General features: G+C 54.5%; 17 protein-coding genes. 9 read left to right on the forward strand and 8 right to left on the reverse strand.

Going from position 1 to position 17114, the window contains the following annotated elements:
- The first annotated feature begins 8 nt into the window (after positions 1-8).
- The 4 genes from E8L22_RS01550 (at position 9) to E8L22_RS01565 (ending at position 4399) form a co-directional block, all read left to right on the forward strand.
- Positions 9-464 carry a DUF2721 domain-containing protein gene (locus E8L22_RS01550; protein ID WP_136523532.1) on the forward strand — a complete coding sequence of 152 codons (456 nt, stop codon included), beginning with the start codon at positions 9-11 and terminating at the stop codon, positions 462-464.
- Positions 465-500: 36 nt separating this feature from the next.
- Positions 501-1277 carry an amidohydrolase family protein gene (locus E8L22_RS01555; protein WP_136523533.1) on the forward strand — a complete coding sequence of 259 codons (777 nt, stop codon included), beginning with the start codon at positions 501-503 and terminating at the stop codon, positions 1275-1277.
- A 312-nt stretch (positions 1278-1589) separates the two neighbouring features.
- Positions 1590-2786: a chromosomal replication initiator protein DnaA gene (locus E8L22_RS01560; protein ID WP_136523534.1), complete on the forward strand. Its 1197-nt coding sequence runs from the start codon at positions 1590-1592 to the stop codon at positions 2784-2786.
- Between the two features lie 80 nt (positions 2787-2866).
- Positions 2867-4399: a LysM peptidoglycan-binding domain-containing protein gene (locus tag E8L22_RS01565; RefSeq protein WP_136523535.1), complete on the forward strand. Its 1533-nt coding sequence runs from the start codon at positions 2867-2869 to the stop codon at positions 4397-4399.
- A 24-nt stretch (positions 4400-4423) separates the two neighbouring features.
- On the opposite strand, the gene E8L22_RS01570 is transcribed toward E8L22_RS01565, so the two are convergent.
- From E8L22_RS01570 to bamD, 3 genes are all read right to left on the reverse strand, one after another.
- Positions 4424-4891: a rubrerythrin gene (locus E8L22_RS01570; protein WP_136523536.1), complete on the reverse strand. Its 468-nt coding sequence runs from the start codon at positions 4889-4891 to the stop codon at positions 4424-4426.
- A 180-nt stretch (positions 4892-5071) separates the two neighbouring features.
- Positions 5072-5641, reverse strand: coding sequence for a LysM peptidoglycan-binding domain-containing protein (locus E8L22_RS01575; RefSeq protein WP_136523537.1), 570 nt, complete (start codon positions 5639-5641; stop codon positions 5072-5074).
- A gap of 1 nt (position 5642) precedes the next feature.
- On the reverse strand, positions 5643-7985 hold the full coding sequence (bamD, locus tag E8L22_RS01580) for an outer membrane protein assembly factor BamD (RefSeq protein ID WP_407925347.1): 2343 nt from the start codon (positions 7983-7985) through the stop codon (positions 5643-5645).
- A gap of 229 nt (positions 7986-8214) precedes the next feature.
- On the opposite strand from bamD, the gene E8L22_RS01585 reads away from it, so the two are divergent.
- The 4 genes from E8L22_RS01585 (at position 8215) to E8L22_RS01600 (ending at position 10693) form a co-directional block, all read left to right on the forward strand.
- A complete protein-coding gene (locus E8L22_RS01585; RefSeq protein WP_136523539.1) occupies positions 8215-9156 on the forward strand; it encodes a DMT family transporter in 942 nt (313 codons plus the stop codon).
- Between the two features lie 62 nt (positions 9157-9218).
- Complete coding sequence (locus tag E8L22_RS01590; protein ID WP_136523540.1) at positions 9219-9719, forward strand: MaoC family dehydratase; 501 nt, start codon at positions 9219-9221, stop codon at positions 9717-9719.
- Positions 9720-9788: 69 nt separating this feature from the next.
- The gene (locus tag E8L22_RS01595; protein ID WP_136523541.1) at positions 9789-10364 is read left to right on the forward strand and encodes an HDIG domain-containing metalloprotein; all 576 of its coding nucleotides are present in this window, start codon (positions 9789-9791) and stop codon (positions 10362-10364) included.
- A 35-nt stretch (positions 10365-10399) separates the two neighbouring features.
- On the forward strand, positions 10400-10693 hold the full coding sequence (locus E8L22_RS01600; RefSeq protein WP_246044509.1) for an HNH endonuclease family protein: 294 nt from the start codon (positions 10400-10402) through the stop codon (positions 10691-10693).
- Positions 10694-10951: 258 nt separating this feature from the next.
- Here E8L22_RS01600 and E8L22_RS01605 read toward each other — a convergent pair whose 3' ends face one another.
- The 4 genes from E8L22_RS01605 to E8L22_RS01620 all read right to left on the reverse strand — a co-directional run bounded on the left by E8L22_RS01605 (position 10952) and on the right by E8L22_RS01620 (position 15200).
- On the reverse strand, positions 10952-11359 hold the full coding sequence (locus E8L22_RS01605; RefSeq protein ID WP_136523542.1) for a hypothetical protein: 408 nt from the start codon (positions 11357-11359) through the stop codon (positions 10952-10954).
- The gene (locus E8L22_RS01610; protein ID WP_136523543.1) at positions 11359-12246 is read right to left on the reverse strand and encodes a hypothetical protein; all 888 of its coding nucleotides are present in this window, start codon (positions 12244-12246) and stop codon (positions 11359-11361) included. Before E8L22_RS01610 ends, E8L22_RS01605 begins: the two co-directional genes overlap by 1 nt.
- Positions 12230-13798, reverse strand: coding sequence for a hypothetical protein (locus tag E8L22_RS01615; RefSeq protein ID WP_136523544.1), 1569 nt, complete (start codon positions 13796-13798; stop codon positions 12230-12232). Before E8L22_RS01615 ends, E8L22_RS01610 begins: the two co-directional genes overlap by 17 nt.
- Before the next feature lie 169 nt (positions 13799-13967).
- Entirely contained in the window at positions 13968-15200 is a 1233-nt protein-coding gene (locus E8L22_RS01620; protein WP_136523545.1) for a site-specific integrase, read from the reverse strand.
- Positions 15201-15871: 671 nt separating this feature from the next.
- On the opposite strand from E8L22_RS01620, the gene E8L22_RS01625 reads away from it, so the two are divergent.
- On the forward strand, positions 15872-16513 hold the full coding sequence (locus tag E8L22_RS01625) for a hypothetical protein (protein ID WP_136523546.1): 642 nt from the start codon (positions 15872-15874) through the stop codon (positions 16511-16513).
- A gap of 96 nt (positions 16514-16609) precedes the next feature.
- Here the strand turns inward: E8L22_RS01625 and E8L22_RS01630 are convergent, their stop codons facing one another.
- Positions 16610-16927 carry a helix-turn-helix domain-containing protein gene (locus E8L22_RS01630; protein ID WP_162604758.1) on the reverse strand — a complete coding sequence of 106 codons (318 nt, stop codon included), beginning with the start codon at positions 16925-16927 and terminating at the stop codon, positions 16610-16612.
- Positions 16928-17114 lie beyond the last annotated feature (187 nt).

Consider the following 17114-nt stretch of genomic DNA (forward strand, 5'->3'; position numbering starts at 1 on the left):
AAAGCTGCATGCTGCGAGATTCCCAAACCATAGGCACCATGGCCCACGTCATACAGCTCTCGGTCGCCCCCGTCTTCCTTTTGACCGCCATCGGAACCATGCTGAGCGTCATGATCAACCGGCTCGGACGCATCATCGACCGCGCCCGCTACCACGAGGGGAGGCTCGAGACCGTCTCCCCCGACGGGCTGCCGAAACTGCACGGCGCGCTCGCCACACTCAAACGCCGCGCCGACCTTATCGGTCACGCCATCTTCCTGTGCACGGCTACCGCGGTTCTGGTCTGCACCGTAATCGCGCTCCTCTTCATCGGCGATTACCTGCGCTACGACGTCTCGGTCCCGGTCGCGGTGCTCTTCATCGTCGCCATGCTGCTCATGGTGGCGGGACTCATCAACTTCCTGCGCGAGATCTTCATCGCCAAGGAAAGCCTGCAAATCGGCCCGAACACGGTAGTCAAATGATCCGGCGCCCCGAACGGGGCCCGCAGGAGGCACGCCATGAATGTCCGCGATCTTGCCCTCGTCCCCGTCTTCGACAGCCATTTCCACATCATCGATCGCCGCTTCCCCCTCGTTGAAAACCAGGGTTTTCTCCCTGACGATTTCACCTGCCGCGATTACCTCGAGCGGTGCGCCGCCATGAACCTGGCCGGTGGCGCCATCGTCTCCGGATCGTTCCAGGCCCTGGACCAGTCCTACCTGGAGGATGCACTCGCCACCCTGGGGCCGCGCTTCGTGGGGGTGACGCAGCTCCCCGCCTCGGTCAGCGACGAGGAGGTCTTGCGCCTCGACCGGCTCGGCGTGCGCGCCGTACGCTTCAACATAAAGCGCGGCGGCTCCGAAAACGTGGAACACCTGGAAGCGATGGCCCGCCGGGTTCATGGCCTGGCCGGGTGGCACGTGGAGCTCTACGTCGACTCCCGCGAGCTTAGCCCCCTCAAGAGCACCCTCCTCCGGCTCCCCGCGGTCAGCATTGACCACCTGGGGCTTTCCCGCGAGGGTCTGCCGACACTCCTTGCGCTCGCCGAGCGCGGGGTACGGGTAAAAGCAACCGGCTTCGGACGCGTCGATTTCGACGTGCCGGCCGCCCTGCGCGACTTATGCAGCGCCAACCCCGACGCCCTCATGTTCGGCACCGACCTCCCTTCCACACGCGCCCCGCGCCCCTACCGCGACGACGACCTGCGGCTCGTCGTAGACACACTCCCCCCCGAGTTATCTCAGAAGGTTCTCTATCAAAACGCGCTCAACTTCTATCGTCCAATGGCTGCATAGTCAAAGAGTTTGCTCAATGCAAGAAACCAAGGTTAATTATTTTAAAATAATTTGACTTTATTCCATTTTATATTAAAAACATAGGTCACTTCTGCGAACAGGTATAGTTTTTTCTCAGGATTTTTACTTACAATAGTCCCTGAGACTATTCTTACGAAAGCGGGTAAGATGGCAGAGATCTTCTTCATAGCCAGTGACGAACGAGCACTCGATCTTGTGGAGAGCCTGCGCATTCAGTCGCCCAAAAGTCTTACTTTCGAGACTGACTTGGCTAGCGCAGTGAAGAGACTTCACAAAGAGAATCCGCGGTTCGTGTTCATCCAGTCCAGCCTGGATGGTATTCCGTGCGACGAGATAGCCACACAGGCCAGGATGCTCGTGGACAACGCGGCCCTGCAGATCATCCTGCTTGGTAATGACGACGCGCCCCCCGGCTTCCCGCCGCCAGGCTTCGCCGCTTCACTCAACCTCACCCTACCTACTGCGCAATTGACGTCCGACGTGCTGCAGCTCCTTTCCGAAGATATTGCCCAGACCACCGCAGCGCCGTCCGCATTGATCCTCGACGATCTCCCGGATTTTGAAATCCCCAGCTTTGACAGCATCGTAGAGCCGCACCCGGCACCCCAGTGGCCGTCCGAACCTCCCGAACCGCTGGTTTTCGACGCGGAAGCGTTGCAAGAGCCACCGGTAGAAAAAGCACCGGAGATCGCGGGCTCCGACGAGATCGTCTTTTTCGTCGCCGCCCCGCCCCCGCAGCAGGAGCCAACGGAAGAGCCGGCCGAACCTGCGTTGCAGGCCGCGGTGCAGAAAACCACGCCCCAGCGCAAGGAAAAGGGACATGGCACCCAGCCGAAGTCCTTGTACCCAAGCCCGGACCAGATCTACCGCAAGCCCCCGGAGCTGTGCGGCGTGCCGGAGGAAGGGGACGAACCGGCGGCGTCCGAGGGACCGGAACCGAGGCGTCTGACACGCCCGCTTTCCATCGCCGCCGCAGCCCTGCTCCTCGCAGGCTTGCTCTTCTGGCGCTTTTTTGCACACCAGCCGGAGCCGCAGGTGACGCAGAAACCTGAAGCGGTTCCGGCGGCTCCGTCCGGCAAGACTGTCGCTCAACCTCTACAAACGCCGGCAGCGCCCGGTGAGCAGCAGGCGTTGCCGCTGTTCATCCAGAGGGTACCCGCCGACGCGGCCTATGCCGCGGCCCATCCCGGTTGGGAGCGTTACGAGAATGAGAAGGTTGAGTTCCGGGTCTTCCGCGAAGGGGGGCGGATCATGGCGATCCAGGCACTTCCCATGGGTTACGCCGAGATCGGCGAACGCCAGGTGCCGGCCTGGTTCCGGGAAGCGGTGGGTGCCGAGATGCCCGCAAAGGGGAAGGTCAAAGAGGCTAACGGCGTCAAGGTCGAAACAAGGCGCGCCCCCGGCGGCGCCGAGGTCGCCATCTACCGCAGCCCGCAAAGCCGCATCCTGGGTGTGGTGCTTCAGCTCGCCGCCCCGCGGCAAAAATAGACGGCAATCAAGGGGTGGCGCCCCGCAACAGCAGTCAGCCTTCGCGTAGCGCAGCAGCCAATCATTTTCAGGGAGTTTGCATGCCGGTTCAACTCGAAACGAAGCACCTGGGCCTAGCCCTTATGTTCCTAGCCGCCTTCCCGTTGACCTCTTACAGCATCGAAAAGAAGTTCGAGTTGGAACCTGCCACCCTTGCCCGGAAATACCCGATGCCCGCCCCGGCCCCCAAGGCAAAACAGCCCGCGCCGCAGAAGGCGACGGGAACGCAGACCTACAAGGTCAAGCGCGGCGACTTCATCTACAAGGTGCTGGCCCGGGAGTACGGGCTCACCGGTGACCGCGCCGTTGCGGTCGCGCGCAGGGTGAAAAGCGCCAACCACCTCTCCGACATCAAGAGGCTGAAGGTAGGCTCTACCCTCGTGATCCCTATTGACCCCACAGCCCAAGGCACGGCGAAGGTCAGGTCCCGCCGCGCCGCCAAGGTGGCGGCGACCAAAACGTCGCGCGGCGGCGCGAACACGATGATGGTCCTGCAGGCTCCGGCAGGGCAACAGGCACCGTCACGCGCGTCGCTGGCGGGCGCCGAGGCGGTCCAGCAAGCGTCGCACGTCTGGCCGCAGTTGATTCCCAATGCACCTTCGGTGAAGGCACAACTCGACTACCTATCCGGCGCCTTCTCCCTCTCGCTCGATCCGGAGAAGTACCCGATACTGGCGACCCAAGACGGCGGCGCCATCCTCGTCGACGCCGACGGAACGCTCCCCCCGCTGGTAAAAAACCTGCTGCACGAGAAGAACCCGCAACTCTCCATCGTCTCCGAGCGCGCCGACAACCCGCGCGCCTTCTATCGTGCCCTTTTGGGGGCGGCGCGCTTCTACTCCTTCGAAGAGGACTTCCTGGTCGACTTCGGCGCCGAATGCAAGGTGACGGTGCAGGCGGACTTCAAGATCGAGAAGAGCCAGGACAGCCTGCTGCACCAGGACATCACCCTTTTGAAGATCCCGGGGAAACGCCCCGCCACGCCGCAGGCGCTGGTTCGCCTCCTGGCAGCCAACGGCTTCAAGCTGGTGGAGACCCCCTCCAGCGCCCCGATCATCACGGGAAGGCCCGACGGCAACGTGCTCTACCAGATCCCGGAGAAGGACCCGAGAACCATCGCCGATGCGCTTCTTGGCGCCCTCGGCATCAGGTACCAGGCCGACAAGAACATCGACCTATACGCCGGCGACAACAACGGCGTCCGCCTGGAGGTCCCGGCGTACCGCTACTTCGAGATGAACGGCAACCGTTACGTGCTGGCGCGTTTCCAGGGGGACCCGCTGGGGGACTCGCTGACCAACCTGCTGGAGGCAAAGGGATACCGGGTGATCCAGGTGCAGGATCAGGATGATCTGGAAAGCCTCTCCGACAAGCTTTTGAACCGGCTTGACATCTCCGGCCGCTACGGCGAACAGGACCTGTGGTCGGTATGGGAGCAGGGGTACGGGGTGAGGATGCCGGGCGTCATGATCAACGACCCGCGTGGGGGAAGGATCTTCATCACGGATCGCAAGGTCGATCCGCTGGTGCAGGAACTGGCGAAGCTGAACGGCTACCGGCAAGAGGTCCGGTAACCGTTCAGGAACGTTTTGAAAGGTTTATTTGCCGAGCTGCTGGTAGGCGTTCTGGAGCAGTTCCATCTGGTCCCGGTTCATGATGGCGAGGAACCACTTCTGGTAAGACTCGGTGAACTGGACCACCTTCTCCATCAGGATGACATCGAGCATGCGCTCAAGCTCCATCGCCAATTCGAGAGCCTCCCGCACCGTGGGGGGCTCTTCTTTTACCTTCGCCTCCAACTCCCGCACCTGCTTAAGGATCGCCTCGGCCTGGCCCAAGTCGAGGAGCGCCGCCTCGATCACATCGTCCAGCCTTAGTTTTCCCACCAGGGCGAAAAGCCTGGCGCGGTTTTCCCGCTCGAGGGCGCTCTTCAGCCAGATGTAGAAGATCTCGCGCTCCTCCTTGAACAGGTTCGCAAAGTAGTGGTAGATATCGGCGCACGCAAACTCCGTTTTCTCACAGACGGTCAGGACCTGAGCCACCGCGATATCCATCTTGTACGCCATTTTCTCCTCCATCAGCAGACTTCTCAGGGGACGGGCTCCGCAGGTGCCTCTTCCCCTATTTAACATTTGAAAACTTCTCATCCGTCCAAGCCGCAACGGTGACGGCAGGCTTCGTCCCTGTAGCAGGTGCGATCCGGCGACTGTCTCATTGCGGCTGTGGCGGGTGGAAAATGCGGCTGGTTACTCCCCGGACAGGTGCAGGTAGCAGTCCGCGCGGTATAGGGAGGCATCCGCGGCGAACGAGGAACGGGGGAAGGTGCGTAAAAACTTCGTGAATCCGGCCAGCGCCTCGCGGTAATCGTGCGCCAGATAGGAGCGCTCGGCGCGCTGGAAGAGCTCGCGCTCGCCGGGTTTGACCTGTCCCACGGATGCGGGTGCAGACGTCTTCGTCTTCGCGGCGGCGGGAGCCGGACGCCGGGAGGCGCTGCTCTTGACGCTCTTTCCAGGACGCACCGGAACCAGCAGCTTGTCGCCGGGATGGATCAGGTCAGGGTTTCTTATGCTGTTGAAGACAAGCATCTGCGGGAAGTAGTCGGCCACCCCGATGTGTTTCTTCGACAGTTTGGAGAGCGTGTCCCCCCGCTTGACGGTGACGGTGCGTACGAGGACCCCGTCTCTTGGTGAGGCAGGCGCCACGCCCGAGGTCTCCGGCTTTGGGGTGTACAGAAGCATCTCCTCGGCATGGCCTGCGGTGATGCCGGCGCCGAGCAGGATGAGACTGCCGATGGTGACTAGGGTCCGTTTTGCCATCTCAGTACCTGTTGCCGAGGAGATCCTGGTAGTTGAGCGAGTTCTTCATCTGCATGCTGGTGCCGACGGCCACGCCCGGCTTCACTCGATAGGTTACCTTGATGCTGCGTTTCTCGCCGGCGCCGAGTTCGTCGAGACGCCAGAGGTAGACGCCGTTATCGTACCTGCTGAAGGCGGGTTCCGCCGCTACCAGTTCGAGCTGGGCCGGCAGGGCGCTCTGCAGGATCACCTGCTTCGCCAGACTGGAGCCGCGGTTCACGCAGTTGAGATCAAGCGAGGAGACCTCGCCGGGCTTCAGCTTGCCCCCCCTTGCCGCCAGGGTGAGTTCCACAATGGGGCGGGAGTAGGTGAGCTGTAGATTGACTGCGGCGGCGCGGTCCGCGGCCTCGGGCTCGAAGCGCACCGATGCGGCGGCAACGGCACCGTCGAGGGCGCTGGCGGGCGTTTCCATTTCCATGATCACGTACGCCTCTTCCTTGGGGGAGAGAGGACCGACGTGGTTGATGATCGGCTCGCTGTTCTGGCGTTTGCCGTCACGGTTCACGTCGTCGTAGAAGGTGTATGTTGCATGGGCCGGGACGCTGGCCTTGATAGCGAACACCTCGCGCACGTTGCCGGTGTTGGTGATGACGAGCGGCACGGAAACGGTCTGCCCCGGGATCGCGACGAGTTTCCCCGCGCCGGAGCGCGCCGTGACGCCACTCACCCGCTGCACGAAACTCGTGGCGGAGACGAAGGACTCCTTCTTGCCCAGCGCGCCGTTGACGATGTCGGCCCTGACGATGAGCTCCTGGTCGGCAAGCGCTTCGTCCTTCAGGCGGAAGGTGAGGTTGTGGTCCTGGCTCTCGCCGGACTTAAGCCGCATACCGTCGAGCACGAGGGCACCGTTCTCCTTCTTGAAGCCGGCAGGCGTGCCGGACGGCTCGTACTGGGGCGGGTAGCTGACCCTGAGGGTGACGTCCCGGGCCGACGCGCTGCCGATGTTGAGCAGGGAAACGCGGTAGGAGACCTTCTCGCCCGGGAGAAGCTTCGTCTTGTCGCTCTTCACCACCGCCCTCAAAAGCGGCGCCGAGGTGCGCAGTGCGATCTCTTTGGTCTGGGAAGCCTCCCTGGCAAAAGCGGAGACCACCTTGACGGGATAGCTGCTCTTTTGACCGTCTATGTTGCCGCGCGGAATGGTCCCGACGGCCAAGCCCCTGAATTTCTCCCCAACCTGGAGGGTCGGGGTGCTCTTGATGGCGACGTCCGGGGTGTCGGCCGCGGCGAAATGGAAGTCGTACTCAGGCGGGAAGCCCGATTCGAGCAGGAAGCTGTCGCTGCCGTTGCCGGAGTTGACGATGTCCATCGGGATCACGAAACGTTTCCCTGCTTCCTGGTTCTCGCCGGCGGCCCCGAGCCTGACATCGAGGTCGGCGTACTGGGCCACCTCGATGTTGAAGACCTGGGTCACTTCCCCCTGCGGCGCGGCCGCCCCACCCTTCTTGACGACCGGATATTCGATCCCCAACTGCAGGAGCTTAGCAGAGGCGTTGGCGGCGGCGGGAGTGCCGGGGTAGCGGTCGATCACGTCCTTGTAACCGGCGATCGCCTTTTTACGCAGCGCGGAGGATTTCCCCTTTTCCTTGACATGCTTGGCGACGCTGACCTTTTTCTCTTTCACTTCCCGGGGTGCAGCGGCCTTCTCGGCAGCGGCCTTCTCCGCAGCGGCTTTCTGTGCGGCAACAGCCCTTTCCGCAGCGGCATCGAGGGCAGCCTTGTCAGCGGCAGCTTTCTCAGCTGCGGCCTTTTCGGCGGAAGCCTTGACTGCGGCGGCCCTTTCGGCGGCTGCGCGCTCTGCGGCTGCCTTTTCAGCGGCGGCCACGCCTGGAGCGGGCTGTGCTGCGGTCTTCGGCGCGGCCGGAATGGTCTCACCCTTCTCGTAGCGCTCGGCGAGCTGGATGAGTTCGTCCTCTACCGTCGCCTTGAGCGGGCTCTCCGGGTAGTCCCGGAGGAACTGCGCCATGTATTTGCCCGCCTCCTGGTTGTTGCCGACCTTGTAGTTGGCCCGCGCCAGCCAGAAAATGGCCATGTCTTTCAAAGGAGTGTCCGGGTACTTTTTGAGAAGTGTGGACATGCTCTCAACCGCGGCAGGATAATCTTTTTTCTGGTAGGAATTGAACCCGGAAATAAAGATCTGCGAATCTTCGGAATCGAGAGAGAAGGCAGGCGCGGGAACTAGAAGCGCAACAAGGAGCAAGACTGTCAGGATTTTCAAGAATGAGGCACGGAAAATCTTATAAAGATGCACGTGATGAACCTTTCCGGGCTTAGGGTATAAGGCGTTGAACCTGTCGGAAAGTATCACTATAGACAACTATTGTCAACGCAGAATGGGGTTATATGGATGAGTCGCGAGCCCTGTGTTTGCGCGCCTTTCCACCCTGTCCTGCCCCCTCCCAAGCCGGCAGTCAACCGAGTGCCTTAATGTGACGTCTCCAGTGACGAAAGCTCCGTTTTCGCTTTACCTCAAATGACTTTTCAGTTACAGAGGTTTAGCCGTCGCGACAGGCACATCCATCACGCAGAAGGTAGCAATGACACGTCTGATTCTCCTCGGCACATGCTCCGCCCTTTTCTTCAGCAGCACCTTCGTCCTCAACCGCGCCATGAGCCTGCAGGGGGGGCACTGGATCTGGACCGCGAGCCTGCGCTACTTCTATATGTTCTTCATGCTGGGGCTTTGGCTCGCCCTGACCGGCAAGTCGCGCCTCCTGAAGGACGTCTTCACGGCCTTTCGCAGCAACTGGTGTTTCTGGACCGTGGCCGGAAGCACCGGCTTCGGCGTCTTCTACGCTCTGCTCACCTTCAGTTCTTCCTTCGCACCCGGCTGGGTCGTGGCGACCACGTGGCAGTCGACCATCCTCGCCACGCCGCTTGTGCTCCTTCTCTTCGGCAAACGCGTGCCGATGCGCGGCGTCTTCTACACCCTCCTCATCTTCATCGGCATCGTCCTGGTCACCCTGGAACAAGCCGCGGCGGCCTCGCTGCGGGAAACGGTGCTGGGCATACTCCCCGTTCTCGTTGCGGCTTTCGCGTACCCACTCGGCAACCAGTTGATCTGGGAGGCGCGTCACGGCAAGATCGTCAGGCTTCCCGAGGCAAGCACCGCGGTGCTCGACGACAGCGCGGCACGCGTACTCATCATGGTGCTCGGCTCGCTCCCGCTTTGGGCCGTGCTGATCCTCTTCGTGCACCCGCCCGCCCCGTCCGCGGGACAGCTCGTCAACACCGCGATGGTGGCGGTTTTCTCGGGAGTTCTCGCCACCACCCTCTTTTACAAGGCGCGCCACCTGGCGAAGACGCCGTTTGAGCTCTCGGCCGTTGACGCCACGCAGTCCATGGAGGTAGTCTTCTCCCTGCTCGGCGAAATCGCCTTCCTTGGGGGTGCCTGGCCCGGTGCGGCGGGAGGTATCGGCATCGTGCTCTCGCTGCTAGGGCTCGTACTCTACGTGAGGTCACAGACCCTCGCGCAGTGAATCAGTGAATAGATATATATGTGCGGCCCGGCGCCGCCCCACCAAAGAAACCGGAGGTCGACATGGCAATCAAGGAAGGCTGGCGCGGCAGGTTCTTCGAGGATTTCGAGGTAGGCGACGTCTACCCCCACCCGCTGGGACGCACCATAACGAAGACCGACAACATCTGGTTCACCCTCCTCACCCAGAACACGGCGCCGGTCCACTTCGACGCGCACTACTCCGCCCAGACCGAGTTCGGCAAACCGCTGGTCGACTCGACCCTCACCCTCGCCATCGTCACCGGGCAGAGCGTCACCGACATCTCGCAGAACGTCTTCGCCAATCTGGGATGGGACGAGGTCACTCTCCCGAACCCGCTCTTCGAGGGGGACACGCTCTACTCACAGTCCGAGGTGCTCGCAAAGCGTGAATCGAAGTCGCGCCCGAACCTCGGCATCGTGACGGTAAAGACCACCGGCTTCACCCAAAACGGCGACATCGTGATCAACTTCAAGAGGACCCTGATGGTGTACAAAAAGGGGCACGAACCGAAGATCGCCCGCCTGGAGCCGAAGGCTTAGCCAATTGACATCGTTAGCGTTTTTGGCTACGATCCATGCCTGACAAAAACAAGAGGGAGGCATTTTTTTATGAGCAGCGCACCGACCAGGGAAGCGACCTGGAAACTGATCGAGGAATACCTGCCGAGCGACCAGATGAGAAGGCACTCCCTCGCTGTGGAAGCGGTGATGCGCCACATGGCGCGCAAGTACGGCGAAGACGAGGAGATGTGGGGCATCATAGGCCTTGCCCACGACATCGACTATGAGCGCCACCCCGAAGAGCACTGCCACAAGGCGCCCGAGATCCTGCGCAGCGCCGGCTGGCCCGATGATTACATCCGAGCCGTGGTATCGCACGGCTGGGGGATCTGCAGCGATGTGGAACCGGTCACGCAGCTGGAAAAGACCCTGTTCACCATCGACGAACTGACCGGCCTCGTCTCTGCGAGCGCGCTCGTGCGTCCCTCGAAGAGCATCCTCGACCTGCCGGTTAAGAGCGTCACCAAGAAGTGGAAGGACAAGGCGTTTGCCGCCGGTGCGGACCGTTCCGTCATCGAGAAGGGCGCCGCCATGATGGGAGTCGAGCTGAACGAACTGATCGCGGACACCATCGAGGGGATGAAGCCCGCCGCCGAGGCAATCGGGCTCAAAGGGAACCTCTAACCGCATCGCCCCCTTCCCAAACAGGAGGATCATCCATGTCCCCATCGTTTCGCCCGCGCGGCCCGAAGAACGTAGCTCCCAAGAGTGCCGAGGAAATCGACGAACTGGTGCGCAAGCTGAGAGGCGAGCAGCAACGCCCGGAAAACTACCGGGAGAAATCGCTGAAGCTGCACGGCTGGATCTGCGCCAAGTGTGGCCGCGAATTCGAACTCTCCAACCTGCACTTGCTCACCGTGCACCACAAGGACGGCAACCACAACTACAACAAATTTTACCTCCAACTCTTAGCTTTTCCGTATTTTGGGAAACCAATACTGGCTTGGGCTTAATAGGACGGCACATTATTTCCAGAAAAAATAAATTGGAAGGATTTTTTATAGCTAAACATCTAACTTTTTTCCGAAAACTGAGGTGTTTTTTTCTATTTTGAGGGGACGGGTTCAGAGGGGGGCACTTACGGGTATACCGCGGTTGTTTAGCTTCACAGCTCCCTGCTCACATGGTAACTAACTCCGCAAATTTGAACTTAAGCCGCACCCCAATGGCCTGGAGCTTTCAAACAAGACGGTGAGCCAAGTTCGTGATGCTCAATCTTTTATGACCGCAATCTCGCTTCGCCTTGCTTTCGCAAGCTTGTCCTTGAGATCAGCAACATCGTTGAGGGCAATAACCAAAGCCGTGTGCATTTCATGGTGCGTCTGAGCCATTTTAGACATCATTTTTCGCAACTTGACAAGTTCATCCCTGTACTTTTCCTTAATCCTACGATCAGAATTTTTACCGGGTTTTCCACGCGTTAACGCATCCACCCTGAAAATCTGTTTTTTATGCATTTTTACTTTATCTACAAAGTCCTTATAGTAATAAGCGCTACCATTGCCAAGACCTGCTTCTTTTTCAACGGCACTTACACTTACATTCCGTTTAGCACTTCCAGCCAATATTCGATCTAAGGCACTTTCCAAGGCAGCACGGGTTTCCTCACTTTTTTTCATTACGGATCCTCCCTATCACAGGTGTAACCAACGTATTTAATACCTAGGCCATCCATCACTTTCTCTGCACATCGTATTTGCGGTATATAATGGCTAAATTCACCTTCAGACATATTTTTCAAACTGCTAACGTAGGTAACCAAAGAAAAGTGTTTTTTATACCAATTGTTACCATGTTCTACTGTAATAATAGCCCCATCGCACTCAATACAATATGCGGGGTTAATAATTCCGTACATATCACATTTGTGGCCGTTTACGCATCCATTTACTAGAGTAGTGTGATAGGAAATTTTATTTTCTTTTACTAACTTGCGCACCATCTCCCAGGATTTATATATGATTGGGGCATCCTGTCTTTCTTCAACTATTTGCAATCCTTTTTTACCAGCTAAAGGTTGATCTGAATTGTAAAATTCGTACAACATAGTGGCCTCGAAATCGATTCTTGATTCCTTTAACAGGTAGATTAATTCGTGGTCCAAACGGACATCTTCGGCCCTGGCCGATGCAGCCCCGTGACCGTAATACTCAGAGATTCTGACAATAAGGTGCTTAAACTGTTGTTTAATCGCTGAAAAACCAGCCAGACTATGCCTAGCGCCGAACATTGCGAATGTTCTTCGCATCTGCTGTGGATGAAATGGCCATATACTTCCCACTTTCGGCAAATCGGCCACGCCAACCGATCTATTTAACCTTTGAAATTCTGCAATATCTTCATCAGTAATCCGACACCCCAAGATCTTAATAAAATCGTTTAACGATGACCTCATTTTACCTAGTTCCGCTGTTGGAATTTCGATTATGTTACGACTGCCCTGTAGATCAATTGCCTTTTTTATATCTGCGGGGATATCAATGGCAAATTTAGCTTGAAGATTCATCGATTTTTACCGCGCTAATAGAAAGGTTATCCAAATCCAACCATGCAGGGTGGCGCCCTATTTTAAATAATTTTCGTTCCGCATCAGCTCTAACATTTTTGCTTACACCTACAATACGACAATCTATTTGCCTCAATATTCTGCTAAAATTTCCTTCGTAGTGATTTCGATCTAAATGCATATATGCTGATTCCTCTAAACACTCTTTAAAGGAAAGAATGCACCAAATATCATCAACAGTTTCCACTATTACCTGGTAAGGACACTCAAAGCACCACAGAAGATCTGCACAGGCGAGGTGACTTTTATTATTAATAACTTTTCTGACTTGTGCTCTTAAATTTTGTTTTTGCGACCTATCTCCATAAGGATCTTTACAATAACTACCATTAGCGTTTCGAGTGGGCAAAATTAGTTGGTTCAGCATTGCCTCATAAGGTAGTACTTCAACGTTCAACTGCGCAGCAGTAACCCCTTTAGCATCCTTTACCCCCAATTTTCTTCGTGCCAAATTTTCCAACGTCAATGATGTAGCCTGTAACTGCATATCATTTTCAAACTTATTTCCTTCACTGTAATGTCGCTTAACAACCCTAGGCTCATTTCCGGCAACTATTGCAGGCTTAATAGAATCATTAGTAAAAACCTGGAATCTACATATACCACTCGCTCGCATTCTTCGTACTAATGGAACCAGCGGAACATCGAAATCATCTCGCAGGTCAAAAGTCCTTTTAAGCCACCGATTAAACCTTCCCAGATGATTGCCAGTGATGGGCGTTAAGCTCCCACCGTAAACGCCATTCAGCATCAAACTCCCTGGCTCTGGGCTTAAATTTTTTGAAATATTAATTATTTTACATAAAATCCACATAGCATGTTTTGGTACATTCAGACTGTCATTTTCACCAAGTTCAATATTTACGAATCTATTGGCCCTTCTTTTAAAGGCAGGCATTACTGCCCATTTTTCTGACAACGTAGTTCCATCGATAATGGGACGTTTGATTTCCAGTAACTGAGTCGTATTCCCCCAAGTGTAATATGAAAGCAGATAACACGAAGCTGCACTAAGCTTATTTATTGGGGATGAAATTTTGTGATCAACTCCTTTATAGTTAAAGGTCATAGCATAATACCTAGATGATTCCGCCCATCTCGGGCACACCATAAAATTTTTCGGGTTCACAATAAATTGGTCATAAAGTGAGCAAAAAAGGTTCACCAATAAGTGCAGTAATTTTTTCAGATCAGAGTCGCTATAACCTTGAGTCGACTCCGTTTCAGTTCTGCCAAATGGGTTTATTACGTCCCACAAAAAGTTGGCATTTAGATCCATATTTTTCAAAATGCTTAAAACTGTATTCACCTGGGACAGGCACGTGCCATCATTCCATTTCCCTTCAAGGTGCATATGATCATTATGGTCAATCCATCGATTGACTCCATTTCCAGAAATTGGTTCAATCCGGTTGTTGTCACAAAAGCTTACATATCGCACAAAGTGAGAAAATCTGTAAGTTTTAGTAGCCTCTGCCCAGTCAGAGTTCATAAAAACTTCGTAGACCAACTTTGATAGTGAGCCCAATCTATAATCCGCGGACGTAGTCGATCCTGGGGAATATTTTTTTGGAACCCCATAATAATCAAAGCGGTTGAAGTCGCATCGAATAGGCGATCCGCCTGGCCCTCTCCAAACAGGAGCCATATTGTCATGTGTTTTACTCATAGCCAGAATTCAAAACATCTTCCATGATAGCATCTAGCATTGTGATGGCATTTTTCTTTACTTCGTGAACTTTCAAATATGTTATGTATTTCCAAGTAGTTTTTTCGTCTTTGTGCCCAGCCAACGCCATCAGCAATGAAAGTGCTTCTGATGGGGCTATCCCAGCATCAAGCAGCGACTGCAAACGATACGTTATGTAACTTACCCGCAAATCATGGAAATGGTGCTTGAAATTCATATCAAATGTATCTCGTATAATATTTCTGATGTCACTCCATAACTTTTCCACACTTTTTACGTTGTATCTGTTTCCTCTTTGAGTTATGAACAACAAATTTTCTGTTGTGTTATCAGTTTGAATCGCATTTTCCAATCTTGTTAGCCTTCTGCCACTGATAGAGTATTTATATAATGCACGCATCAAATTCGCTGGAATCTCAATTGTTCTTTTTTTGCCATATTTGGTATTAACTTGGACGTGTGGACCAACTTCTACTTCAATTCTTTTTTCATTTTCAGTTGGTGGCCTCACTAGGTTTGTATTAAAGGTAAGAACTTCATCTATCCTCAAACCTGAGAGGCTGGCAAGTGATACCATCAACCTGAACTCTTTCGACGCATGCCTTTTCATAACGGTCACCAGCGCCCGTACTTCCTCTCTTTCTAATGGATTTAGCGATCTCGCGGTTTTAGGAACTCTAATCCTTAGATCAGTTGTTTCCACAATTATTTGCCTCACATTCCCTTCACCCGTAGAATCACTTAGTATCACTATCTGTACTGTTTTAAATGGAGCAAACCTTTCGTCTTCTATTAAAAGTCTACCACTTACCATTGCCGACTTATAGAACGCTACTACTCGGCCGACGTAAGTATTAGCTGTACCATATGTCATTTCACCCTTATCCGCTCGACGTAATAGCTCGTTTTTCCACCTGTATGTGGGTTTATAGTTCTTGGGCATGTTAAAATAATCCCAGGACAGTTCGTTTTCTTCAAGATATGACCAATAACTTAAAAGTGCTTTAGCATCACTGGATAAATCTTTATGGTCCGGGGCAAGCTCCATAAACCTTAAATTTACCGGCTCTACATAGTTGTCATCTTTGTCGTACAGAGCTGGGATATTTTTTAGCAACCTCCCACCCGTGAACTTGACATTGCCGTCTACAATCTGTGGTTTACATTCGTACCTAACTTTTTCTGCCCAGATTAGTTTCGCCACATCGCACTTCCTGCTATCTCGGGGTACATTTACTGCGCAACACCCATCGTAGCCAACGCTCGATGGCACACGCAACCACTCACCTATGGCTCCCAGCCTCAAAAATGACGGCCCGCCTCCGCAACCTCCACACCTTGTGAACCGTTCGGCGCTACCCCCTAAGTGCACCTCGTTTGTCCTGTACGGGGGTACCACCGAAGCCTAATGTCATGATAGTTTCTGGGGCCACATATTTAATAAGCGCCCAGTCCCGCTTCGGGAAAGGGGGGGGGTACTATCTACCATTCTTATACCGAACAGCAGATGGAAAATCAAGCGCTATACAAGGCTAACGTGTCGAAATATATACCAAATTTGGTACCGCTCGCCTCGCCACGCGCCCCTTGTTTTCCTCCCACATAACATTTGCGACGGAGACGACCTGAGGCTGGATCAGCCGTCACTAGCCCCCCCCCATGCTCAACAGTAAGCGGTACGGCATTCAATGTAGAATGCCCCAGTCCGTACCGAGGTGCCGAAGATCTGGCATTCCGCGCTCCCCCCCTTTACCTTGCCCGCCGTTGTAGTACTTCATCCAACTTGCGTATTTGACAGAACCGTAAAATAACTTTTAAACATCTAAGTCATTTGCCGATACGGGGTAATACCAAATTTGGTACAAGGGGGGACTCGTGACAGTATTGCGACATATTGCAGGGAAAAAAACCGAGGTTGATGCTCAGAAAAGAAAACTTGGTGTGACAGCTGCGGAAATGGGGAGAATTCTCCTCTTGCAAGCATCTGGCAAAGAGGAATATGAGGGGCAAACAGATGATATACTAAATCAGCTCGCTGGCTTGACGAAGGATGATTTGTTGAATGCTTTTACGAGAATTTTGCCTGGCTTAGGGGAGACTGTCATTGAGGCTATAACACCAGTGATTCTAAATCACCTGGGCAGGCTCGTTGCAGCCAACATTGCAGACCAAGAAATAATAAACCTACTGACGCACTTAATGGAACCTGCAGCTAGAAGGCGTGAGGAAACGATAGAAGATACTATTACACAAATAAAAAATGAGCTAGGTCTTATCTCAAGCGACTGGAAAATCAGGCTGGACCCAAAAGGGAACTATTATGACATAGTTGGGACACCCACCTTTCCTACTTCAACTTCCTTGCTCAAGGAAAAATTGAAACCCAAATATGATGAAGTTACAATCGCTACCGTTTACCTGGATGAGCCTCGAAATGAGATGGCAACGAACGCATTATTCATTGCTACCGCCCCGCAACGGATTAAAAAATTGATTGAAATTATTGAAGGGCATTAAAAGCTATCTCACTTTGGGCACCCCCTAAACGCAAGAGAGCGATGTGTGCAAGGGTGGCAGATTCTGACTTGGCCAGAAGGTCAAATACTCATAAACCTACTCCCCTCTCAGAATCAGCTTTGCAATGCTCAATACGAGCCGCTTTTTTTCTGTGCCCGCAGATTTGAGCAGGGTCTCTACCTCGCGTGTCTCTTCCCTAAACGGTTCAAAATCAAAGAGATCTTTCAGTGACACATCTAGAGCGGCAGCCACTTTTTCAAGTGTAGGCAAGGATGGGCAACTAGTGCCAACCTCTATACGACTAAGGTAGTTCTCTGTGATTTCAATACGTTCCGAAAGCTCTCCTTGGGATAATCCCTTAGCCCTTCGGATCTGCTTAATACGTGCCCCAAGTAACACTTTAGCGGAACTCACCATCCCCCTCCATTACAAATATTCGGGGAATGTAATCCTTTTCTACTCACAAGAGAACGACCCCACAGGCCTAATGCTTGTCAAAATAATGTCCGTGAGGTATGATTTGTCTTTGAAAACCTCCGTAAGAGGCGTGCAACTTAAAGCTTCCCCTGCATTCATGACATCCTGATGCCGCCCCTTCTGG

It is taken from the genome of Geomonas ferrireducens (assembly GCF_004917065.1).
Lineage (GTDB): Bacteria > Desulfobacterota > Desulfuromonadia > Geobacterales > Geobacteraceae > Geomonas > Geomonas ferrireducens.